This is a genomic window from Robertkochia sediminum, assembly GCF_016786255.1.
Taxonomy (GTDB): domain Bacteria; phylum Bacteroidota; class Bacteroidia; order Flavobacteriales; family Flavobacteriaceae; genus Robertkochia; species Robertkochia sediminum.
In genome coordinates, this window is sequence record NZ_JADMKT010000067.1 from 1 (window position 1) to 26267 (window position 26267).

10 protein-coding genes and 1 tRNA gene are annotated in these 26267 nt (G+C 47.5%); 9 read left to right on the forward strand and 2 right to left on the reverse strand.

Annotated features, from left to right (window positions below; all coding sequences use genetic code 11):
* The 6 genes from IS446_RS02950 to IS446_RS02975 all read left to right on the forward strand — a co-directional run.
* Positions 1-5244 (forward strand): T9SS type B sorting domain-containing protein (locus IS446_RS02950; protein WP_203058448.1); only part of this gene is annotated, 5244 nt, incomplete at its 5' end.
* Positions 5245-5264: 20 nt separating this feature from the next.
* Positions 5265-6209: a PorP/SprF family type IX secretion system membrane protein gene (locus tag IS446_RS02955; RefSeq protein ID WP_203058827.1), complete on the forward strand. Its 945-nt coding sequence runs from the start codon at positions 5265-5267 to the stop codon at positions 6207-6209.
* Between the two features lie 151 nt (positions 6210-6360).
* Positions 6361-9276, forward strand: a complete 2916-nt coding sequence (locus tag IS446_RS02960) for a T9SS type B sorting domain-containing protein (RefSeq protein WP_203058453.1) — start codon at positions 6361-6363, stop codon at positions 9274-9276.
* Between the two features lie 630 nt (positions 9277-9906).
* Positions 9907-19920: a T9SS type B sorting domain-containing protein gene (locus IS446_RS02965; protein ID WP_203058459.1), complete on the forward strand. Its 10014-nt coding sequence runs from the start codon at positions 9907-9909 to the stop codon at positions 19918-19920.
* Between the two features lie 97 nt (positions 19921-20017).
* The gene (gene folB / locus IS446_RS02970) at positions 20018-20374 is read left to right on the forward strand and encodes a dihydroneopterin aldolase (protein WP_203058461.1); all 357 of its coding nucleotides are present in this window, start codon (positions 20018-20020) and stop codon (positions 20372-20374) included.
* A 58-nt stretch (positions 20375-20432) separates the two neighbouring features.
* Positions 20433-20503 (forward strand) — tRNA-Cys (locus IS446_RS02975).
* Positions 20504-20714: 211 nt separating this feature from the next.
* Here IS446_RS02975 and IS446_RS02980 read toward each other — a convergent pair.
* Positions 20715-21851 (reverse strand): DNA polymerase III subunit, encoded by a 1137-nt coding sequence (locus IS446_RS02980; protein WP_203058463.1) that lies wholly within the window; start codon positions 21849-21851, stop codon positions 20715-20717.
* A 167-nt stretch (positions 21852-22018) separates the two neighbouring features.
* Here IS446_RS02980 and IS446_RS02985 point away from each other — a divergent pair, with 167 nt between their 5' ends.
* The 3 genes from IS446_RS02985 (at position 22019) to IS446_RS02995 (ending at position 25887) form a co-directional block, all read left to right on the forward strand.
* Positions 22019-23209, forward strand: coding sequence for a phosphoglycerate kinase (locus tag IS446_RS02985; RefSeq protein WP_317192156.1), 1191 nt, complete (start codon positions 22019-22021; stop codon positions 23207-23209).
* Between the two features lie 130 nt (positions 23210-23339).
* Entirely contained in the window at positions 23340-24713 is a 1374-nt protein-coding gene (locus tag IS446_RS02990; protein ID WP_203058474.1) for a lytic transglycosylase domain-containing protein, read from the forward strand.
* Positions 24714-24876: 163 nt separating this feature from the next.
* Entirely contained in the window at positions 24877-25887 is a 1011-nt protein-coding gene (locus tag IS446_RS02995; RefSeq protein WP_203058476.1) for a DUF4837 family protein, read from the forward strand.
* Positions 25888-25958: 71 nt separating this feature from the next.
* On the opposite strand, the gene IS446_RS03000 is transcribed toward IS446_RS02995, so the two are convergent.
* Positions 25959-26144 carry a twin-arginine translocase TatA/TatE family subunit gene (locus IS446_RS03000; RefSeq protein WP_317192158.1) on the reverse strand — a complete coding sequence of 62 codons (186 nt, stop codon included), beginning with the start codon at positions 26142-26144 and terminating at the stop codon, positions 25959-25961.
* Positions 26145-26267 lie beyond the last annotated feature (123 nt).

Below are 26267 nucleotides of genomic sequence, written 5' to 3' on the forward strand. Positions count from 1 at the left end.
TTAGAACAGCCAACCCCTGTTACTTTTACAACGATCCCTACCCATGTAACGTGTAATGGCTTATCGGATGGTACGATCGAAGTTGTTCTTGACGCTTCGAACGACAATCCGCCATACAGCTATGAGCTTTACGACGGCGGTGTATTGATCGCCGGACCACAGGTATCGCCAATATTTACAGGACTACCTGCTGGGAGCTACGAGGTACGAGTGATCTCAGATCGCGGATGTGATAACACTGTAATAGAGATCATCAACGAACCTGCGGCGGTTACTGCCACTGCAGCACTTACAGCAGACTTTACTTGTGATGCGAGCAATGGTGTAAGCCAGGCAGAGATCACGGTAACGGCCGGTGGCGGAAGCGGAAGCTATCTCTACAGTATCGACGGGGTGAACTTCCAGAGTTCGAACGTATTCTTAGTGAACGATACGGGATCTGCAGAGACCTATACGATCGAAGTTCGCGATGGCAATGGCTGTCCTGTAACGACAACGATCGACGTAGATCCTATCAATGTATTTAGTGCCGACCGCGTTCAGAATATTGCGATCAGCTGTATTAACCCCGAAGAAGTACTGGTAACGGTAACCGATGACGGTAACCCTGCCAATACGTATGACTTTGAATTGCTACCTGTTGGAAATGCCAACGGTACGTTTATCAGCAGTCCGAACAATACTTCAGCGATCTTTGAACTCACCGCACCCGGTGACTATGTGTTCCGTGTAACGGATACTGCTACCGGATGTTTTGTAACTACAGTGCCTTATACGATAGCGCCTTACGATACGATCGAGGCTACAGCAGTAACCACAGCGAATGTGAGTTGTTTTGGAGGTAATGATGGCGCTTTAGAGTTCACTGTAGACCAGTATACAGGAAACTTCGATTACGAAGTATTCAATAGTGACGGCACTTCTGCGGGAATTACTGCTAGTGGTGTAGCGCCGACAACGATCGCCGTTAACGGACTCACCACCGGGAATTACTATATTGCCATTACTGCTACAGATTATCCGAACTGTCCTGCCCAGACCAATGTGGTAGCGATCAGTGGTCCGGATGCCCCTGTAAGCCTGGTGGAAGTAAATAACATCAATGGAAATTGTAACAGTGGGGCCGAAGTAGTAGTAGCTGCTTCAGGAGGAACTCCTGATTACCGTTATGCTGCAGTACCTGCAGGCGATCCTGCACCGGCCGCTTCAGCGTATACGAGCAGTGCTACCTTTATATTCAGCCCTGCTACCTATCCTGCGAATTACGACATCTATGTATTAGACAGCAATGACTGTGGTACGTCGATCACGGTGACGGTAGATGTAGATCCTGAGCCAACAGTTACGGCTCCTGCCTTTGCTGCCGATCAGTGTACTTCTGACGGAAGCAGTTATACCTTTACGGTTACGGCTTCAAGTGGTGTGGCACCATACAGCTACAGCATAGGAGGCGCCTTCCAAAGCAGTCCGACGTTCACGGTAACTTCTACGGGAGTTTACACGGTAACGGTACGCGATGCGAATGGATGTACCCATGATGCTCCTATAGAGATCTATCCTCCGGTAGATGTCACTCCGGAACTGGCCGCACAGGTAAGTTGTGCGAATAATGACGGAGCGATCACGGCCAACGGATTTGGTGGAAGCGGAAACTACGAGTTCGAGCTTCAGGACGGTACCGGTACTACCCTGGTAGCACAACAACCTTCCGGAGATTTCCTCGGACTTGGCTTTGGCGATTATATCGTAGTGATCCACGATACTACAACCGGATGTACGGCTAATGCGCCGATCACCCTGGAGCAACCGGCAGCAGTCGTATTTACTACTGCAACCACCAATGCGAATTGTAATGCAATGGGTACGATTACGGTAGATCTTGACGAAACGGTTTCTGTGGATCTTCCTTATCGTTATGAACTAAGCCAGGGAGGAACTGTACTGCAAACCAACAATACGGGAGTATTCACCGGGGTTGCAGCAGGAATTTATGATGTGACCGTTATTTCGGGTAGAGACTGTGCCAACACCCAGTCTGTAGAGATCTTCACCGATCCTACACCTGAGATCACCTTGGAGGTAGCCGATAATTGCGATGCTTCCGGCCAGTATGCCATTACTGTAAATATGACCACAGAGGGCATTGCGCCTTACACATTGAGCGTGAACGGAGCAGTTCGAAACATTACGATAGACAGCAGCACACCTTATGTGATCACCGGATTATCTGAGGGTACTTATGATATTGTACTTACCGATGCCAATGGTTGTGGTGTGAATGCTACCGGAAACATTGACATTGTACCGCTTGATTTCAACGCCCAGGTTACAGGATTACTTTTCTGTGACGGACCTGCTGAGATCACCATAGATAATATTACGGGAGTTGGGCCTTATGCCTACAGTATAGACGGCCCAGGAGGTTCAGATCTCTCGCAGACCACCCTGGATCCTGCCGGAACCACATGGAACGGTGCCGATGTGGCCGGAACCTATGTGATCACGGTTTATGACCTCAATGGTACTTGTGATATCACCAAGGAGGTGATCGTGCCGGAAAGAGTAGAGCCAACCCTGGATGTGATAAGCATTACCGATCCTTCCTGTCATGCAGGGGCCGGTCAGCTTATTGTAAACGCTCCGGATAATGGTATTGGTCCGTTTACCTTTGAGATGATCGCCATTGATGGTGCTGCAACGAATGTAGCTCCTGACCAGGAAGATGGCTATAATGCAGTATTCAGCAACCTTAATGGTACGACCACAGGAACGGTTTACACGATACGTGCCACTGCCCAGAACGGTTGTACTGTAGAAACGGATGCTACCATCACCCAGCCTGAGCAGATCGCCTTCCCAACACCAACCGTTACACCGTTTGGTTGTGATGCGGGAAGTAACAATCCGAATAATGCCCTGGTTACCGTAGATGTAGCTGGAATTACAGGAGGTACCGGAGAATATGTGCGCTTTGCCTTTGAATTTAACGGCATCACTCAGATCTCTTCGAGTCCGCAATTCATCGTTGCCGATCCTAACGGAGGGGTGGTGAATATCACCGTATACGACAGCAATAATTGTACAGCGACCGATAGTGTTATTGTAGCACCGTTCATCGGCATAGAACTTATCGATCTGATCACCGATAGCACTGCTACATGTGTTAATGGGGAAGATATCACCGTAAGTGTTGATGTTTATGAAGGCGTTCCCGGGAATCCGGCAACGGCTAACCTGCAATACGAACTTACCGATATCGACGGATTCGTACTGGAGACCTCTGCTGTGACCACAGCAACGAGTTACCAGTTCACCGATCTGGCACCGGGATCGTATTTCATCAATATCCTGAATACCGATACCGGTTGTGAGGTAAGTACTTCTCATACGGTTAACGATCCGGATACCTTTGTACTCACTGCCGCAATGGCCGATCCTGCTTGTTTCGGTGAATCTAATGGTAGTGTAACCATCAATATGATCGATACCTTCCTTGGAGATGGCGATCAGTCCGGAAGTTTCGACTGGACCATCACCGGTATTACCAATAGTTATACTGTTTCCGGTAGTAGCACTTCAAGCGAGATCACCATCGGCGGACTTCCTGCCGGTCATTATGAAGTATCGGCAGTGATCACCAGCAATAGTCTTGGTTGTGATTTAGATCCAAGTGAGTTCACCATTACAGAGCCACTGGAAGATCTTCAGGCTACCATTGAAGAGGTTGCGAATGTAACCTGCACCAACGACCGCGGTGAGATCTATGTAGATGCCTGGGGAGGATATCCTTATTACGAGATCACCCTTATTGGAGATAACGGATACGCTCAAACGCAAACCAATGTAGACGGTTACGTATTCCTCGGTCTTGCTGCCGGAGTGTATACCGCTTACATCACCGATGAGAGAGGATGTACTTTTGAGACGGAGTCTATTGAACTTATAAGACCTGAATTCATTTCTGCCGAGATCACCGGACAGCCTACAACTTGTTTTGGTTCTAACACCGGAGAAGTATCGGCTATCAATGTTACCGGTGGAGCCGGACCAGACAGCTATTATTACGAGCTGTACGATCAGGCAGGCAATATGATCGGGGAGAGCCAGGAAGAGGCCACCTTTACCGAGCTTCCTGCTGGAGCATACTTCATAAGAGTTAGGGATGCATGGGATTGTGATTTCGATACAGAAGTGTTCGTAGTTTCAGAACCGGAAGAGATCGCGATCACAGTTACCGATCAGCCAAATGTGGTTTGTTTCGGAACTACCGATGGATACTACGAATTCGTACTTACAGGAGGAACCGCTCCTTATACCGCAGAACTGTATCATCCGGAAAACGATACGCCGGTAGCTACCTACACCGGTATCGGTCTTGCCGAGGTGGTGTCGTTCTGGGATCTGGAAGGCGATGTGGATTACCGTATCGTGGTAACTGATGCCAATACCTGTAGCAACGAGTCCAGCTTTATGATCCCTACCGGACCGGACCTTAGTTCGGCTGTAAATGTGGTTTACGAGTGCTCTACAACGCTTCCGGACAATTATATAGAGGTAACCCTCACTCAGACCGATATGGACCCTTCTGAGGTGTTATATGCGCTAAATAGCACAGACATCAATGATGCTGTATTGTTTGCAGAGGTGATCGACGGAAAAGGGATCGTGAGAAACGTTCCTGCCGGATCCGATCAGTTCATCACTATTTTCCACGAAGGATGTGCTCAGGTAATGCCTGCAGAAGAATTCTTTGAGGTGATCGCTTACCAGCCACTGGAAATTTCACTGGCAAATGAGACGTTGAATGTGATCGACTTCACGGCAACTGGCGGTCAGACTTCGTATACGTTCTATGTAAATGGAGAGTACGTAGGAAATGACACAAGCTATCGTATCAGAGAAACAGGCATTTATGAGGTGGTTGTGATCGATGCCCTAGGTTGTGAGAATAGAGCTGAGATCTTCGTAGAATTTTACGATATTGAGATCCCGAATTTCTTTACACCTGATGGCGATAGTAACAACGACGTCTGGGCACCAGGAAATGATACGGCCTACCCGAGTATTCTAACCCGAGTTTATGACCGTTACGGTCGTGAAGTAGGTAAGATGCGCGTAGGACAAACGTGGGATGGTACCTACAACGGTTCGCCATTGCCAAGTGGAGATTACTGGTATGTAATTAAATTCAGCGAAGACGAAGACGAAAGAGAATTTGTGGGTCACTTTACCCTATACCGATAACGAAAGAAGGATTAACCATGATGAGAAAACTTATTTATGCTACGATTGCCCTGTTAGGTATGGAAGCTTCCGCCCAAGAGCTTACCTTGCCTACCTTTACACAGTACACCTCAGATAATGAGTTCGTGATCTCGCCCACCTACGCGGGTATCGGAGACTATGTAAAGGTGAGAGGGAACGCCCTGACCCAATGGGTTGGGATCAAGAATGCACCCGACACGCAAACCCTGGTCGGCGATGTACGACTGGGAGAACGCTCTGGTACCGGAGTGTTATTTTACAACGACCGTAACGGATTTACGAGTCAGCGCGGTGCGCGATTATCATTCGCACACCACCTGACCCTGAACAATCAGGACGACAAGTTCCTGAGTTTCGGTTTGTCGTACAATGTTAACCAGTTCCGTATTGACATCAACGAGTTCGACCCTAATGCCGATCCATCGGTAACCGACGATCGTTCGACCACCAATCACAACTTCGATGTGGGGATACTCTATCGTCAGGGGCAGTTCTTTGCGAGTTTAAATGCGGCAAACATCCTGAACAAGGACCTGAATGTTTTCGCAATTTCTGAGCCTAACCGACTTAGAAATTACTACCTCTATACCGGGTACCGTTATAAGAAGAACATCCGCTCTGACTGGGAATACGAACCTTCAGTATTCTTTCAACTTTTTGAAAGTGACGGCCGTTCGAGTACCGATGTGAATTTCAAGGTGAGGTATTTTGATTTTGAAGACTATTACTGGTTCGGGATCACCTATCGATTCCTGAACGACCAGTTCTTCAACCCTTGGAATATCGGACCTATGGCGGGACTTAAGAAGGGAGGTTTTTACTTTGGTTACAGTTACCAGGTGATCTTTAATGAGATCCAGCTTTACAGTACCGGAACGCACGTGATCACCCTTGGGGTCGATCTGTTCCAGGGAATAAGCAATTGTAAATGTACCATGAGATAGGTTTCATGCGGAATAATCTTTTATCTACATCTTAAACCATAAATCAAAGTCGGAATGATCTTTACACGAGACCATTCCGACTTTAAAGGTTTTAACGAACCAGATGCTACCCATCCCGAATATTGAAAATAATAGCAGGAGTAATTTTATTATGACATCATCTAAATCCTACTTTCCCCCCCAAGGACTATGGTCTTTACTTTTTTTTGTACTTGTTACCGGGCTTCAGGCCCAGGTAAAGCAGCCTTTTGAGGTGCGTTACCAGGAAACCATTAAGGGGGACCTGACCTTTATTGCGAATGGTATCGTGAATCGCGAAACGGGAACAGAAAATCCTGAAGATCCTTACGATCTTACCGGATCGGGCTCACAGGCCAACGATTTCCTGAACATGCAATATATCGATGAGGATAATGACACCATTACATTTAGTTCCTCGTCTGCTCAATTTACCTTACCCGACCCCTCCTGTTCTGTAGTGCGTTACGCGGGATTATACTGGGGAGGTATTTATCCGTTTGAGGGGAGTGATACGACCAATGTCAGGGAGGGCGATTTTTCTGAGATCAAGCTGCGTATTCCGGGGGAAGTGCTTTACAGGGATATTGCGGCAGATACGGTGATATTTGACGGACTCAACGATCCTGATCTTGGAGATTATGCACCTTATGTGTGTTATAAGGATGTTACAGGTGTGCTCACGTCACTCTCTGACCCTCAGGGGGTATATTCCGTAGGAAATGTAAGAGCTGCAGCAGGAGTGGCCAGTAATGAGTTTCCCGGAGGGGTTTCTGCAGGATGGACCCTTGTGATCGTCTATGAGAATCCGAACCTGCCGGCCAAGAATATAACCACTTTTGACGGTTTCGCAGGGATCGAACAAACGGCCACTGCCCCGGTAGACATTCCTTTTAACGGTTTTACCACCTTGCCCAACGGATTACCGGTTCGGGCCAACCTTATGGTTGCAGCCCTGGAGGGAGATAACAACCTTGTAGGAGACCAGTTGTCTTTCAGAGCGAACAGTAATGCTACCTTCACACCGTTGGCAGATGCCCTGAATCCGGCTGATAACTTTTTTAACAGTAGTATCAGTCAGCTGGAAACCCCTTTTAACAACCGAACGCCCAACAGTCAGAATACTCTGGGCTGGGATACCGATCTGCTCGCCATTGACAATCCGGGAAACAGCATTATCCCCAATGATGAGACCGGTGCGGTGCTGCGTGCTACGACTTCCGGAGATAAGTTCGATCTGTTCTTTACAGCCCTGGCCGTAGAAAACATTGAACCAAATATAGAGATCACCAATACTGTAGAAGATCTTAGCGGGACCAATATCGATGGCACTACAGTAGCTCTTGGACAGGAGATGGATTATGTGATCACCTTTGACAATACAGGGAACGATGATGGGGCAGATTTTACCATGACCAATGTACTGCCGGCCAATGTGGATCCTGTAATCGACGATTTTGTGCTTCCGAATAATGGAGATCCGATATCGGTATCTTATGATGAAAATGCACATCGGCTTACTTTCGACATTCCGAATTCGTATATCGAGGTAGCCGATAATCCTTATGAGATCAGGGTACGCGTACGTGTACTTCAGGATTGTTTTGGGTTGAGAGATGCCTGTTCCAATATTCTGGAGAACACGGTGTATGCCACTTACAGAGGTATATTGAATACGAACCAGATCACTACAGACCCCAATGTTTCTGTATTCGGTGCCTGTAGCCTTCCTGCTCCCGGTGCAACGAACTACATCAACCTGGATCAATGTGACTTTGAACGTGATGAATACCTTTGCGGAAGCAGTATTACGCTGACCGCCGGAAGCGGATACTCGACCTATCAGTGGCAACGACAGGATACCGCCGGGAATTTTATCAATATTCCGGGAGAGACCGGGGTGAGTTATGAAGCGACTACTCCCGGAACATACCGTGTGCAGAAAACAGCTCCTTCTCCTTGTATTTCGGACGATGAGACCATTAATTTGATCCTCGTTGGAGATGTGGGGAGCGTACCATTTACCGATGTAGCCGATGAGGTACTAACTTGTGCTGCAGACGGCGCTGTGGTTCCGCATTTTTACTTCTGTGATCCTGCAGACGACCGTTTGCTTGAAACCGATTTTCCAAATGCTATTTCCATAGCATGGCAGCGCCTGGATGCCAACTGTGCAGATCAGATCAACGGGGCTTGTCCGATATCCTCACCTACCTGTAGTTGGAGCACTGTAGCTACGGGAACATCATACACGCTGAACAGTGCAAATGCCGGAGAGTACAGGTTGGTGTTGGAATACGATAACGGATGTACGGCGACCTACCCATTTAAGGCATTCGACTTTTCTATTGACCCAATTGCTGAGGTAACTTATTTATGTGTCGGAAACACTACCTCGAATGAGGTAACGATCACGATCGGTGACAATTCCTTTACCGATGTGATCTATAACCTCGACGGAGGAGACGACAGTTTTGATAATATGTTCCGTAACCTGGCTCCGGGACCTCATACCGTTACTGCAAACTATAGAGGATGCATCAGAACTGTCGATTTTGAGATCGATGGTGTTGCTCCGCTTGAACTGTCTTTGGCTAATGAGATCCCCAATGTGATCGAAATGGGAGCTGTTGGTGGAGTTGCGCCGTATACCTTCTATGTGAACGATGCTTATCAGGGAGAGAACAGGACTTACCGAATAAGGGAAACAGGCTTGTATAATGTACTCGTGGTAGATGCTTCGGGCTGCGAGAGCAGGGCACAGATCTACCTGGAATACTACGATATGGAGATCCCGAACTTCTTTACACCCGATGGAGATGGTCAGAATGATGTTTGGGGACCAACAAATACTGAGGACTACCCGAATTTAACAACCATTGTTTACGATCGCTACGGAAGGGTGGTAGGAGAAATGCGCCCGGGGGAATACTGGGATGGAACGTACAATGGCAGTGCGCTGCCTACCGGAGATTACTGGTATGTACTTCGGTTCGATGAAGGTGATAAGATCAAGGAATTCGTAGGACACTTTACCTTGTACCGTTAAGAAACCATAAATAGCACTTTAAACAGTCCATAGCCTGATGCGAAAGCCTAACCTTTCGGATCAGGCTTTTTTTATGGCAGGGCAGTGCGCTTTAGATCCAATTTCGTTCCTCACATAGCGTCCCGGCTAACCGATCACTCCGGGCCCAATTCGGCATAGATGGTATTCCAGGCAACTATTTTGACCTCCTTTTTTCACGGCATTCCCTCTAAAATGTGCATTACATCGATAAAACACCAAAAATATTCGTTGAAATGCATTCTATCTGTAAGAATTATCGTATAATTACTACATAATTATCTGATTACTCGTATGAATATATAATTACTAATACCCGTTCAAACATTACCGTCTGTCCAAACGGTGATCGCGAACACAACTTTTGCTTATGAAATCAGCCCCAATTCACAGCGCCTTATGGCTTTTCGGGCAACCACGGCACCAGAGCTCCGATCGTACCGACGGTATCTCGTCGCAACGAACAGAAGCTGCACCGGTAATTCCAGCCCATTTCGATCTATGTTTTAGGAGTACTTACAGAAGCCGCCGTTCACACGACTCCTCCTAGTCTGTTCAGGCGAATTTCTTTGTCCGGGAAATTATTCGTGTACCCTAAAATCGATCAACATTATGAAGTCCACAGCTACCTATTTACATAATCTTCTGCTTTTAGCAGGCTTGTTTTTATTGGGATATGTTTCCACGTATGCCCAGGTAAAAAATGATCTTGAAGTAAGATATCAGTCTAATATCAGAGGAGACATTACGTTTATCGCGAATAATATCATGAATCGCGATGACAACGCTCATGATCCTGAAGACCCGTATAATGCAACGGGCACCGCGTCCCAATACAATGACCGGCTCAATATGCAGTACATTGATATTGACGATGATCCTTCGACCTTCTCTTCTTCTTCTGCCGATCTGATCATGAATGACCTTAACTGTACCCGAATACGGTATGCCGGGTTATACTGGGGAGCGGTATATCCCTTTGATGGCGACAAGCAATCGAACGGACGAAGCGACGATTTCAACCAGATCAAATTCAGTATTCCCGGAGGAACCTACCAGGATATCACGGCAGACGAGATCCTTTTTGACGGACTTAATGACAGTGATTTCGGAAGTTACAGTCCGTACATATGCTACAAGGATGTCACCGCACTGGTCACATCACTTGATGACCCTACAGGAACGTATACGGTGGCTAATATAAGAGCCGCTACGGGTGGTAGAAACATCAGGGGAGGAATATCCGGAGGGTGGACTTTGATCCTGGTTTATGAGAATCCCACCATGCCGGCAAAGAACATTGCCACCTTTGATGGGTATGCAGGGATCAAATCGGGAGAGACCATTGATGTTCCGTTCAACGGATTTAAAACCTTACCTGATCCTTTTCCGGTGAACGCAACCCTTGGGGTGGCAACCCTGGAGGGGGATAATCGTATTACCGGCGACGGACTCTCTTTTAAGGCCGATAGTAATTCGGCATTCACCCCATTGGGTGACGCCCTTAACCCGGCGAATAATTTCTTCAACAGTAATATTACTCATTTTGAGAACGAATTTCTCGATCGCGATCCTAATAGCCGCAATACCCTGGGGTGGGATACCGACCTGATCAGGCTCGATAATCCGGCCAATTCGTTATTACCTAATGATGAAACAGGCGCAACCCTTAGAGCTTCGTCAACGGGAGATAAATACGATATCTTTTTTACTTCCCTGGCTGTTGAGGTCATCGAACCGGATATCCGGTTGACCAAGATCGTTGAAGACCTTCTGGGCAACGATATTACCGGTAGCGATGTAAGGCTGGGCCAGGAGATGTTCTACGTACTGGGTTTCCAGAATGTAGGGAACGACGATGCGGTTAATTTTACCCTAAGAGATGTACTTCCGGTCAACGTAGACCCTATTTTGGCAGAGATCGAAGTGCCGGGAGCCATAAACGGGGAGCAGGTGACCTTTGATTATGATCCCGATACCCATGAGATCGTATTTCACATCCCCGACACCTATATCGAAGAAGACGACCCCTATTACGAGATCAATCTAAAGGTTAAGGTGCTTGAAAACTGTTTTGGGTTGCGGGATGCCTGTTCGAACATTATTGAGAATACGGCATATGCCACCTATTCCGGGCTTATAAACGATGCGGTGATCTCTGATGACCCCTCTGTTGCCGGATTCGATGCCTGCGGACTTGCCATTCCCGGGGCGACCAATTTTCTGGTAGACCTTGAAGATTGTGATTTTGTACGTGATGAATACCTCTGTGGGTCAGAGATCACGTTGACTGCCGGGGAGGGCTTTGCAACCTTTCAATGGCAAACAGATATGGGAGGAGGGAATTTCGTTAATATTCCGGGAGCTACCAACCAGACTTTTGAGGCTTCGGCCTTTGGCACCTACAGGGTGATAAAAACAGCGCCTGCTCCCTGTATGGAAATGGAGGAGGTCATTCATGTGATCCCTTTTGATAACGGAGCAACGAATCCGTTTCTGGATGCAGCCGATGAAGTGGTAACCTGTTCTAATGACGGCTCCCAATTACCCAAGTTCTACCTGTGCGGTACCAACGATACCAGGTTTCTGGACGTGACCTTTAGTGATGCCGTGTCTTTTGAATGGCAGCGACTGGATGAAGGGTGTGCCGATGAGGCTATTGATGATTGTCCGACCCGATCGCGTACCTGCTCCTGGACGACGGTTTCCACCAGTGAAGATTACACCCTGGAGGCAGCAGGGGAGTACCGCCTGATGGTGGTGTATCAGAACGGATGCTTTAACCAGTTCTATTTTAAAGCCTATGAGAACTCCTTAGACCCTAAGGTGAATTCACGCGATATTATTTGTGATGCCAACGGAAGTATTACGGTAAGCAATATTCCGTCGGGCTATGAGTTCGCGATCACTACCCAGCCGGATATCTTTGATCAGGCCACAGCGGCATGGCAATCGAGCGGATCTTTCGTTATCACTTCAGAAGGACTTTATACCATCTTTATGCGACAGCCGGATGTCTTTACCGATTCCGGTACGGCCTGCTTGTTCGCTGTTCGCGATGTAGCAGTAGAAGCCAGGGAGTTTCGCGCTGAGGTATCGGTAAATCAACCCCTATGCCCAACAGATTTCGGAAGTATTGGAATTTCTGTTTACGATGCCGAACCGCAATATACCTATGAGTTAAAAGACGATACAGGGCAATTGGTAAACACCTATGGTCCTGATGATGATAACAACCACACCTTTACTTCGCTTCCGGCAGGAGCCTATGAGGTTTCTGTAAGTACAGAAGACGGTTGTGTGTATGCCGAGGAAGTTATCCTGGAGAGTGACTCTGATCTTGATCTCACGGCAAGGGTATCTCAGCATATTGTTTGTGACCAGGGGAATATCCTTGTGGAATCTTCAGGAGGACAAACTCCACACCGCTATGCCATCTGGAGCTACGCACCCGATAGTGAAGCGACCAACGCTCCGGTTAGCTATGCAAGTATTGATGATATTCCGCCTTCAGTGTACCAGACCAGTGTGATCTTTGATATTCCTTTTGGAGGTCAGGGGACCTATCAGTTCGTGGTGATCGACAAAAATAATTGTACCGCATTGTCCAATCCTGTTAAAATTGACCTGATCCCACCAGTGGAATATACCGTAGATCCTACCGATGTTTCCTGTTTTGGAGCGACTAATGGGGCGATCGATGTGAATGTATTGCCCGGTCAAAAAGGTGGCGGATACCGAATGAGTTATGAGCTGACCCATGCCGATGGAACTGTTCTTGGAAATACCTCGGGCACCTATGAGAATCTGGCTCCGGGAGACTACGAGCTTGTGGTGTACCAAACCCATGGAAATCAGACGTGTGAATTCCGTCATGAAGTAACCATATCGCAACCTGATGCTCCGCTGCAAGCTGAGGTTGTCCTGGTGCAGGATGCTAAATGCGACGGGACGTTGACCTATAGTTCCGGAATTATCGAAGTACAGCATATTACAGGTGGAACACCACCCTATGCCTTTAGTATCGATGGTTTGGATTATAGCAATACCACCGGAAGGTTTGAAGGACTTTCACCCGGGACATACACGGTTTTTATACAAGATTCCAGAGGGTGTACCTGGTCGGATAATACGACTACAGTAACACCCCCAACTCCGCCCACAGCTATTGATTTCGATCTCACTCCCGTGGTGTGTCCGTCGCTTTCATCAGATGTTACGCTCAGCGTTAACGGAGGTTCAGGAGATCTGCTCTATGAGATCGTAGCCCCTGCAGGCGCTGCTGAGAGCAATACTACCGGAGTGTTCAACGATCTGACTCCCGATACCTACACCTTTAAGGTTACCGATGCCGATGGTTGTGCCTACGAGGAGTATCTAACGATAGATCCGATCACACCAATTGGAGTTTCCGGAAGACTATTAAGCAATGTGACATGTGCAACGGATGCTGACGGCGAGGTAGTGTTCGAAGTATCGAATTTCAATACGTTCGACTATGAAGTAAGAGATGCCGCAAACGATCCGGTTCCGGGAGCAAGCGGTGCGGGAGCAACCACATCGGCCATTAGCGTCCCCGGTTTAGCAGCAGGTAATTACACCATCACCGTTACCGATAATGTTACCAGCTGTTCTGCTACGGCCAGTGTAACAGTAACTGCCCCTGCAGCAATAGCGGTTGCTCCGGCGATCACCCGAGAGCGTTGTGATGCCTATACCGTAACCCTCGAAACCAACGGAGGGTGGGGTACTTATACGTATGAACTCACCTATCCTGATGGAACACTTATCGGGGGACCACAGAGCGCTGATACCTTTACAGGTATATTGTACCAGACCGGAGATTACTCCTATACGGTAACCGATGTAAACGGGTGTTCGTTTACCGATACCTTTACGATCACAGCGCCCGTTCCTTTAACAGGAGCAGCTGCAGCCAATAGCAGTTGCATTACCGGTGCAGGAGGTTTAACGATTATAGCAAGTGCTTCAGGAGGTACAGCACCCTATGAGTACCGTGTAAATGGAGGGGACTGGCAAAGCGCAATGACTTTTAGTGGGCTGCAGCCCGGAGTTACCTATACCGTTGAAGTGATCGACGCCAATGGCTGTACCGATGTTATTGATACCTCGATCGAAGCTACAGCACCCCTGCAAGCCAATGCTGTGTTGATCAAAGATCTTGATTGTAATACGGCCCCGCCTGAAGCGGTGATCGAATTGAACATCGCAGCGGGAACCCCGGGATATACCTATGATGTGTTCAGAGATGGCATTGAAGTAGCTTCTGATATTTCGGTATCCTCCCTTCCTGTGGTATATACTGCGACGGTATCCGGAGACTATACCTTTGTGGTTTCTGATAACGGACCATGTCCGGATGTGACCACCAATACCGTTACCGTTAGCGAACTGGTTCCGGTCACCTACGATCCTGTGCTTACCAACCCAAGTTGTTACGGAACAAGCGATGGAGTGGTTGACCTGAACATAAGTGGTGGTACTCCTCCTTATTCCATCTTTTTTGACGGGGCAGGACCATCTGCTCAGCAAGTATATTCCGGTTTAAGTGCGAACACCACCTATACCTTCTCCGGAACAGACGCCAAGGGATGTGCCTTCAGCGGGACCGTAACACTCGCCCAGCCGCAACCGATAACGTTTAGTATGCTGGCCCAGGATGTATCTTGTGATTCCGGATCCGGCGCTACGACCCCGGGATCAATAACGGTCACTATAACCAGTGGCGGAGAAGCTCCTTTTGATTACTATTTGTATGACAGTGCTGATGATTTGATAGAAGAGCGATCAGGAGAAACAAATACTTCTTATACGTTCCATGGGTTGGATTACGGTTTTTACTACGTCAGGATCGTCGATGCCAATGGCTGTGAGTCTGAGGTAGGATCAGAACGCGTGGCTGCGGCCCCCTATCTGGATATAGCCGGCGCACCGGTCTTTAACGGGTGTGTTCTTGGTGCCAGTGTTACCCTGGAAGCCAGCGGAGGGTCCGGAAACTATGCTTTCGAGATCTATGGAACGGGCACTCCGCCAACTGCCAATAACGGGGAAGTTTCTCCGGGGGTTTATGAAGTGGTTTACGACGGACTTGACCCAAACAGGGAATACGTTTTCCTGGCGACAGACCTGGATACGGGATGCCTGAGTTATTTTGAGGTCACTACCCCCGGGCCGGTTAATAGCATGGATGTTACAGTTGTAGCAGAAATTCCTTCGACGTGTTATGGCAGTGATGACGGGGCTTTGGAATTTACGGTAGCTAATTACGACCCCGGTGCTTCAGCTTTGGCATATACCATTTTTGAACGGTACACCAATACCGTTGTTCAGGGACCGGTAACCTTTGCTAATCCGCCCTCAGGAATTGCGATCACGGAAACAGTTACCGGAATAGCTCCCGGAGATTACAGTATACAGATCACTGAGATCGGCGGACAGGAATGTGTTGAAAGTGTAAATTTCCGCATCACCGAACCTACCCCCGTAGTTGCGGAGGTAATAAGCAATACCAATGCCAATTGTGTAGACGATACCCAGGTGATCGTACGAGCCACCGGAGGAAACGGGAGCTACGAATACGCCCTGATCCCCGATACCCAGGCAGCTCCTTCGCCCGGAGATTGGCAAATCGGTCAGATCTTTGATCGCGACCCGTCGATCACCGATAACTGGCATCTTTACGCACGCGATGTGAATGGATGTCTTACTACTCCGGTGCCGGTAAGTATCGCCTTTGATCCTGTCGTTGACATTGAAGCCAACCTGGTCGATGCGTGCGCAGGGGAGGGGAATTATGCCATTACCGTAGTGATCGATCCTTCAGGCCTGGGACATATAGGTATTCCTCCTTACCGCATTAGTCTTAACGGGGGAGCTTATCAGCAGGTGAATACCTGGCCATTTACCGGCTATACGAACCTCACTTCAGGAACTTACGATATTAAGGTCGTTGACGCCAATGGAGAAGTGTGTGCCGCCACCGATCAGGTGATCATCCACCCTGAACTTGTATTAAATTCAACCATTGATGCGCAGCCGGGTTGTGATGTTAATGATGGGATCGTTGCTTATGAGGTACTTGGCGGCTCCGGAAGTTTCACCGTCGAATTATTCGATAGCTCGGGAGATCCGGCGGGGATCATCCAGGATACTTCCGGAAATCCGGGAGACCCATCGGTTGCTCCGGGACGATTTGCAGGGCTGGCCCCCGGCACGTATACTGTGAGGGTTATTGATGCAGAAGCCGATATTTGTCGGGTAGAAAACACGCTTACGCTGGACCCGGCTCCGCAGATCATTCCGGGAACACCGGAGATCGATCATGTAACCTGTAACGCAGGATATGGTGCTGTGGCAGTGCATCTCAACGGGACGAATCAGGCTATAATCACTTCATATGAGCTGGAAGAGATCGACGCCATCGGAGGGACGCCGATCGGGGGTATTACCCGCGGGCCACAGGCGAGTCCTTTCTTTAATAACCTGCCGGCCGGGTTCTATAGAATCACCCTGACCTCAACACGGCATTGTGAAGCGACCATTGATATGGAGATCAAAGAACCGGCGCTGCTAACAGCCACTGCAGCCGTTACTACCGATTTTACCTGTAATGTGAGTAATGGGGTGAGCCGGGGGGTGATCACGGTACAACCTATTGGAGGAACGGCACCCTATGCTTACAGCATGAATGGCGGAGCCTTTCAAACTTCAGCAGAATTTTACGTGAATGATACGGGGTCTCCGGAGACCTATACGTTCGAGGTTCGAGATGCCAATGGCTGTATAGCGAATGCGACTGTAACTGTTGATCCGATCAATGCCTTTACCCTGGATCTTACCAGGGATCTGGCTATAAGCTGCGACGATAATGAGCGGGTAACCGTATTTGTGGCTACTGATAACGGCAACCCTTCAAACAGCTATACCTTCGAATTATTACCCATAGGAAATACAGTAGGAAGCCTCATAAGCACCACGGCCAATTCGGCTACCTTCGATCTTACGGCTCCTGGTGATCACACCTTCAGGGTAACCGATAATGTAACCTCTTGTTATCAAACCATCACGCATACCGTTGCTCCTTTCCGTACGATCGAGGCGGTAGTAGTAGCGAATACCCAGGTATCTTGTTTTGGAGGCGCAGATGGCGCAATGGAGTTGACCATAAATGGTTATTCGGGAGCTTATCAATACGAGGTTTTCGATAATAATGGTAATGTGGTTATTGCATCAACTCCTGCCAATACCGCTACCGATCCGTTAACGATTAACGGCTTGCATGCCGGAAGCTTTAATGTGGCGATCACAGCTTTAGACGCGCCATTCTGTGATACGATCTCCAATACGGTTGCTATCACCGCACCTGATGCTCCTGTACTGCTTGACCTGCAGATCTCAAGAGCGATCACCTGTGACGAGCAGGGCCAGCTTATTGCCTATGCCAATGGAGGTAGCGGAACCTATGAATATCAACTTCTGGATGCCGACACCGGCGATGTGCTTGAAGCCTTTTCGTCCAATTATATGTTCGACGGACTCTCTGCAGGAGCCTATGAGGTAGTGGTAAGAGATGCCAAAGGGTGTGAGGCCATTGCCGGGATCACCCTGGATGCACCTGCTCCGATCGCCGGCCTTTTAGTAGCAGGAGCTCCCGTGCTGTGCGAAGGCGCAACATCCGGAAGTATTACCGTAACATCTGTTAGTGGCGGAAGACCGGAGTCTGATCCGAATGCCGACTACCTTTACATACTCAATTACCTGGATGCCTCCGGTAATATGTTATACAGCAGCGGAGGTCAGTTATCCCCTGAATTTGAAAACCTTCCTGCCGGTAGTTACAGCGTTACGATTACCGATGGTTGGGGATGTGATTTTACCACGCCTGTGGAAGTGATCACCGAACCGGACCCTGTAATTGCACGTCTTCGATTGGCAAGCGATAATACCTGTGCTATCGATGCTGTTGTTGAGCTAACGGCAACGGGAGGAACAGCCCCTTATTACTACAGTACTGATGCAGATGGCACTTTTTACCCCATGACCGGAAGTACCATAAGCTTAACGGTTCCTGAGGGTCAATACCGGTATTTTGTGAAAGACGCCAATGGCTGTGTTTCACAAGTAAGTAATGCCATCGGAATTGGCCCGGTAGCACCGGTGATCATCCATGTTGATACGATCTCTGATGTAACCTGTTACGAAGAGGCTACGGGCTATGTTGAGGTCCGTGCAACCGGCGGATTAGGTAATTACACCTATACCTTGCTCAATGCTGCTCAGGACGGGTCTGACCCCGTACGGCCTGCACAAGACACAGGCGTGTTTACCGACCTGCCGGCCGGAGTGTATTACGTGAGGGTAGATAGTGAAGATTGCCATGAAGTAACCCGTATTGAGATCGAAGAAGGGGAGCCCATATACGCCTCAGACCCCGTTGTAACCCAACCTGCTTGTCCGGACGACCTTGGTACCATAGCCATCAATCTCGAAGGAGGAACCGGGATCTATCAGTACGCGATCTCGCCAAGGTTGGATCAGTTTCGGGAGGATAATGTTTTTTACGACCTGGAGCCCGGAACATATACGGTGATCGCCCAGGATTCGAAAGGGTGCAAGCCTTTTGTGTTTGAAATAGACATTGTTGCTCCTGAGCCGTTAGTGATCACCCCGGAGATCCTTTTGCAGGAGTACTGCGAGGGAGAAGATTCGGGAATTATTGCCCTGGATATTACCGGGGGTGTAGCCCCTTACTACACGGCTTTGAACTCCAATAGCCCAGCCGACTATATTGAAGGGCAGTTGGTTTTTGAAGGACTTTCGGGAGGAGCTACCTATACCATTTTTGTAAAGGATGCCAGTGGGTGTGAACAGCATGTGACGGTTAGCCTGGATGCTCCGGTGCCTTTTGATCCAGAAGTGGAGGTGATCTACACCTGTATGGACAATGTATCATCGAATGAGGTGAGCGTTCATCTTGGCGACGATAGGGTGACTGATGTGATCTATAGTTTGGATGGCGGAACCGATCAGTTCGAGAACTTCTTTTTAGATGTGACTCCCGGAAGGCACGTGATCACGGCTTATTATCAGGGATGCGAGCGCACCCTGGAATTTGAGGTCGATGCTGTAGCACCACTTGAGCTTTCTGTAAGTAATGAAGAGATCAATGTCATGGAGATACATCCTTCAGGAGGTTATGCACCCTATACCATCTATGTGAACGGGGAGCATATGGGTAGTGAAACCATCTACCGGATCGAAAAATCGCGAACCTATGAGGTTGTGGTGGTCGATGCCAAGGGATGTGAGGTGCGCACCGAGATCTATTTGGAGTACTACGACCTGGACATTCCGAATTTCTTTACTCCCGACGGAGATGGGAAGAACGATCTGTGGTCGGTTGTGAATGCCGAGGCCTACGATATTGAAAAAACGATCGTTTACGACCGTTACGGCCGCGTGGTAGGAGAAATGCATGTAGGACAGCAATGGGACGGCACCTACAACGGTTCTCCCTTACCTGCGGGAGATTATTGGTATGTATTACGGGTTGAAGAAGGAAAAGCGCTTAAAGAATACGTTGGGCACTTTACCTTGTACCGATAAGCTCATGAGATAGCTATCGGGGCATTTAGCGAGATAAGTGCCCCGGGGCTTTCTCATCCTGTGCGATTAACGTATTTTTGCAGGAAACAATATTCCTGTGGGAACAATAAGGGTTACCAATATTCAGGTATATGCCTTTCATGGCTGCCTGACCGAAGAAGAGAAGATCGGGAGCGATTATCGCGTTGATGTTGCTGTGAAGGCCAATTTACAACCTTCGGCACATAGTGATGAGTTGAAAGACACCGTGGATTACGTACATATTAATCGCATCGTAAAGGAAGAAATGGCGATTCGTTCAAAGCTTCTGGAACATGTGGCTAAGCGTATGTTAGACCGTATCTTTGCTGAGGTTCCTATTGCTATGGAGGCTACTGTTGAGGTTTCTAAGATCAATCCGCCCATCGGTGGTAATGTGGAACAGGTAACCATAGAAATGACCCTTAGCAGGTAATGTAAATTGTTTTTGGTTTAAAGAGAATTTATTTCTTATTTTTGACGCCCGTTAAAACGGCATCGTGGCCGAGTGGCTAGGCAGAGGTCTGCAAAACCTTGTACAGCGGTTCGAATCCGCTCGATGCCTCAAAAAAAAGACCGTTCATTGCGAACGGTCTTTTTTGTTATATGGTGATAAGGTTATAAAGTGATGGGGTGGAAATGTACTAAAGGATTAGAGCCCCTGGAAAATAAGAGGTAATTTCTATTAGGCCTGATGTTTGGTAAAACAATGTAAGATTCGGATCTTCTCATAACCTCATAACCTCATAACCTCATAACCTCATAACCTCATAACCTCACTCCGCCTTTCGGTGCAGAAATCTCGTAAGGGAAAGCGACAGGTCGGTAAAGATCACCTTGCTGTTCACGTTACGTTCTACCTGGTAAAGGGCGGTTTCCAGTTCTTTATGGATCTCGGTGATGTTATTCCCGTGCACGAAAGGCGCAAATTTCTCCATTTTGAATCCGGTTTCGAATTCCATAAAAGCGAGTTCTTTGGCATTGTAATTATACACCAATGCCTGGCGAAATACTTCCATGCAGTAATAGATGAACTTTTTTTGAGTTTCCCGACCTGTTTTGGCGACCTGGTCGCTCCAGGTGATCAGGTCATTGACCACAGCCTTGTTTCCTCTTGCTTTAAAAGCGGTACGCACCCAGGTAACGAACCATTTTTCAAAAACTTCGTCTTCAGAGCGGTTCTCGATGAGGTCAAAGGCTTTGTTCAGGTTTCCGTCTGCACGGTGAGCGATCTTTAAGGCTTCAGCAGGTGGAGTGCCCTTTTGTTCCAGTGCCTTTACCACAGCTGCTTCAGCCAGGGGCGGGAAGTGAATGACCTGACATCGCGAGCGTATGGTTTGTAATAAGGCTTCTTCATCTTCAGCAATAAGAATGAACACGGTTTTCTCCGGCGGCTCTTCAATGAGCTTCAGCAATTTGTTTGACGCTGCATTGTTCATGAATTCGGCCATCCACATGATCAGAACGCGGTAACCACCTTCATAAGATTTTAGCGCCATTGACTTCATAATGTCTTTGGCCTCATAGACCGATATGAGACCCTGCTTTTTTTCGATCCCGATACTCAGCAGCCAGTCAAAGAGATTGCCATAGGGTTGTTCTTTGAGAAAGTCGATCCATTCTGTGGGGTAATCTTTACTGGTAGGGTCCTTTTTTACCTTATCACTGGTATTTACCGGATAGGAAAAATGCAGGTCGGGATGCCCGAGGGCATCGAATTTCATATGACAGGCCTGCTGGTTGTTCAGGTCGTTGTTGCAAATGATATATCGGGCATAGGCAATGGCCATGGGAAGCGTTCCCGAACCTTCGGGGCCTGCGAACAATTGTGCATGGGGAATTCTGCCCTGATCTGCACTGTGTTTCAGGTGATCCTTGATGTGTTCCTGACCGATAATTTCTTCGAATTGCATAGACGCTGTTTAACGTCCGAAAAATAGCGGTTATTAAGGGTTTCTACAAGCGATTACAATGATTTTGAGCAGGAAAACAAAGAATTTTTCCCTAGTAATTTAATAGGGAATTCGCATTTGCAACTTTTGATAAATACGTAACTTTGTGTATAATTTAGATGAATGATATGAAAACAATAGACGATTTTAATTTTGAGAATAAGAAGGCCCTGATCAGGGTTGATTTTAATGTTCCTGTAAACGAAAACTTCGAAGTTACCGATACTACCCGTATCGAAGCTGCGAAACCTACGATCATAAAGGTGCTTGAAGATGGAGGTAGTGCTATTTTGATGAGTCATATGGGGCGTCCTAAGGGGCAGGTGAATGAGTCGATGTCATTAAAGCATATTCTTGATAAGGTTTCTGAAGTTATCGGGGTGCAGGTAAAGTTTGCTGCTAACTGTGTTGGAGAAGAGGCAGAGCAAGCAGTAGCCGATCTCAAACCCGGAGAAGTATTGATGTTGGAGAATCTTCGTTTTCATGCTGAAGAGGAAAAAGGTGATGAGCAATTTGCAGAGCAGCTTTCTAAATTAGGTGATGTTTATGTGAACGATGCTTTTGGTACTGCCCACAGAGCCCATGCTTCGACCACCATCGTTGCGAAATTCTTCCCTGAGAACAAATGTTTCGGGTACCTTCTTGCCCGTGAGATCGAATCGATCGATAAGGTAATGAGCAGTGGTGAGAAGCCGGTAACGGCGATCCTTGGGGGGTCTAAGGTGTCCTCAAAGATCACCATCATTGAAAATATTCTTGATAAGGTAGATAACCTGATCATTGGTGGAGGTATGACCTATACCTTTATTAAAGCCCAGGGAGGTAAGATCGGGGATTCGATCTGTGAGGACGATAAACAAGACCTCGCCCTGAGTATTCTCGAAAAAGCGAAAACTCACGGAGTGAACGTTTACCTTCCTGTAGATGTGATCGCGGCCGATGATTTCAATAACAAGGCCAATACCAAGATCTGCGCAGTAGATGAGATCCCTGACGGATGGCAAGGACTGGATGCCGGTCCTAAGACCCTGGACAACTTCAGAGAGGTGATCCTGAACTCTAAGACCATTCTTTGGAACGGTCCTGTAGGGGTGTTCGAAATGGAGAGTTTCGCCAAGGGAACTATCGCTGTAGGTGAGTTTATCGCCGAGTCTACTGCCAACGGAGCCTTCTCTCTTGTAGGGGGTGGTGATTCTGTTGCTGCTGTAAAACAGTTCGGTTTCGAAGAAAAGGTGAGCTATGTGTCTACCGGTGGGGGAGCCATGCTTGAAAGCCTTGAAGGAAAAACGCTTCCGGGAATTGCTGCTATCAGACAATAGGCAAGATCATTTTACGTTATATATCGCAAACCCTTGTACTTGATGCAAGGGTTTGTTTTTTAACATTGTGTAGGGAGGATTGTTTAAAATTTCTCCGATTTTTGCACGTCCTAAAATGCCCTGAAAGATCATGAATGCAATAAAGTATTTTTTACTGTTTATCCTTTGTGCGCCTTTTGCACTGAACGCCCAGGATGGTGTCAACCCATCGGGTAGCGCTGCGATTACCTCAGACACCACTGCTGTAAATAAAAAGGTGGAAGAAGAGAGATCATCAGATGCTGGATCTGCAAAAGGGATCGACCTTTTCGTGAAAAATGGAAAATACATACTTCCCGATGTTCCTTTCGCTAAAAGGGTAGACAGTCTTTGGTTACAGCAGTTCTACGGATCCGGTCTCTACGATACGGTATATACCGATATTTCTTCCTTAGAATTTGAAAGGCCAGCACCGGTCGTATTGCCTACCGACACCTTGAAAGCGCGTTTGGAAAGGCTTAATCGTAAAACACCGTTTAATATTGAGTACAATCCGGTTCTGGAAAGCGTGATCAATAGCTACCTGAAACACCGCCAAAAGCACCTTACCAAGCTTATGGCCTTGAGTAAGTATTACTTTCCGATGTTCGAACAGGAATTCGATAAACACGATATTCCGCTGGAGATGAAATACTTGGCCATTGTCGAGTCGGCATTGAATCCGCGTGCAAAATCTAGGGTAGGAGCTACGGGACTTTGGCAATTCATGTTTTCGACCGGAAAGATCTACGACCTGAATGTAAGCAGTTATGTCGATGAGCGAAGCGATCCGGCACGTTCTACAGAGGCGGCGGCAAAATTCCTGGCGAAGCTGTACAAGATGTTCGGCGATTGGGACCTTGCCCTGGCGGCGTATAATTCAGGACCCGGAAATGTGTCAAAGGCGATACGTCGTAGCGGCGGAAGTGAGAATTACTGGAATTTAAGACCATTTTTACCCAGGGAAACTGCAGGTTATGTGCCGGCATTCCAGGCTACCATGTATATTTTTGAATACGCCAAAGAACACGGACTGCAGGAGTATCACCCGGAGTGGTCGTATTACGAGTCTGATACCGTTAGGGTAAGGGAGCTCATTACCTTTGATCATGTGGCGGAGGTACTTGATATGGATGTAGAAGCACTCGAGTTCTTTAATCCGTCGTACAAGCTCAATATTATCCCGGATCTCGAAGATCGCAACTACGCGCTGAGATTGCCTGTAGATAAACTCGGAAAGTTCGTGGCCAATGAGCAGGTGATCTACGAGCATGTGAAGGCAGACCTGGCCAAAAGAGAAAAGCCATTGCCTGAATTGGTAAAACAGAATTCGCGCATACGATATCGCGTACAGTCCGGAGATTACCTCGGTAGGATCGCCAAAAAATTTGGTGTCAGGGTTAGTGATATTAAGCGATGGAATGGTATGAGAAATAGTAATATCAGGGCCGGACAGCGTCTTACCATTTATCCGCGAAGACTCTGATGACCGGAGCGATCTCAAGAAGATAAGAAGAGAATACAGGCCTTCTGAACCGCGCTCAACACGGTCTGAAGGCTTTTTTATTAAATTTATGTCCCCGATTTTCGGGATTGGAACGATATTCGCGGTAAGATCTGGTGAATTGTAATCAAAAAAGAATCAAAAGATGAAGAACGTAGTCCTCTTGTTTTTCCTGTCACTTTTCCTTTTTTCATGTGAAGAGTCTGATAAAAAAGTACTCCCCAAGTCTGTGGGAGCGATCAATGAGATCTCTGTAGTGGTTGAAGACGAACTGTGGCAAGGTGCCCTGGGAGATACCATAAGAAAGTATTTCGCAGCACCTGTAGACGGTTTGCCATGGGATGAACCCCTGTTCACTATTCGCCAGGTGAGTCCGGAAGTATTTACCGACTTCGTACGTACCCGAAGAAATATTCTCATCGCCAAGGTAGACAGCACAAAACAGGCAGTTGTAAAGAACGACCTGTTTGCCAAGCCGCAGCAGGTAGCCATTCTCGAAGGTGGCAATACCGAAGCGCTTATGGCTCAGGTGGCACGTTTTGCTCCGGATATTATCGGGAAGTTCAAGGATATGGAACTCAAAGAGTCTCAGAAACGTTTTCAGCGTTCCCTGAATAAGGAGAAAGATCTCCAGGAACTGGGAATATCGCTTACCATGCCGTCGATCTACAAGATCACCAAAAAGGAAAATAACTTTTTCTGGATGGAAAGGATCATTCGCAATAACGGAACTATGAACATCTTGGTTTATGAGATGCCGTTAAACAGTATTCCTAACGATACGACAAGGGTTGAGACCATCGTTAAAATGCGCGACAGCATTGGTGAGACCTATGTTCCCGGAAGGGAAGAGGGTATGTATATGATCACTGAGAAGGCTTATGCGCCTTATGTGTTCGACACCGAGCTTGCCGGCAGAAAGGCTGTAGAGACCAAAGGAATGTGGGAAGTGAAGAATTTCTTCATGGCAGGTCCGTTCGTTAATTATATCGTAGAAGACAAGCCTAATGACCGTTTATTGGTTCTTGAAGGGTTCACCTTTGCGCCTTCGACCAATAAGCGCGATTATATGTTCGAATTAGAAGCGATCCTGAAAACCTTAAGATTCACAGATCAGGGGCAAGGAGACTCCGGTGTAGTTAGTGCATCGAAGTAATTGCGAAGATACCGTAACAAAAAAGCCTTCTGAAAAGAAGGCTTTTTTTATGAAGGTAGATGATTAATTGCTTAATCGTTCTTTTTGTCTGTTTCTGATGGGTCTTCTTCTTTGGAAGCTTCCTTAAATTCTTTAATACCGCTACCAAGCCCTCTCATAAGTTCAGGTAATTTCTTCCCCCCGAACAACAAGAGTATTACAACAGCGATGAGTACCATTTGAGGCCATCCAATCATAAGAGAAAATACTAATGCCATGATTATAAAATTAAGTTCAGCTGCAAAGGTAAGAATTAAACTTTAAACTCTTATTTTTCAGTTATACAAAAAGCCAGTTTCCTCCTGTTGAAATACAGAGGGGTTTGGTTATATTTGCTGTGA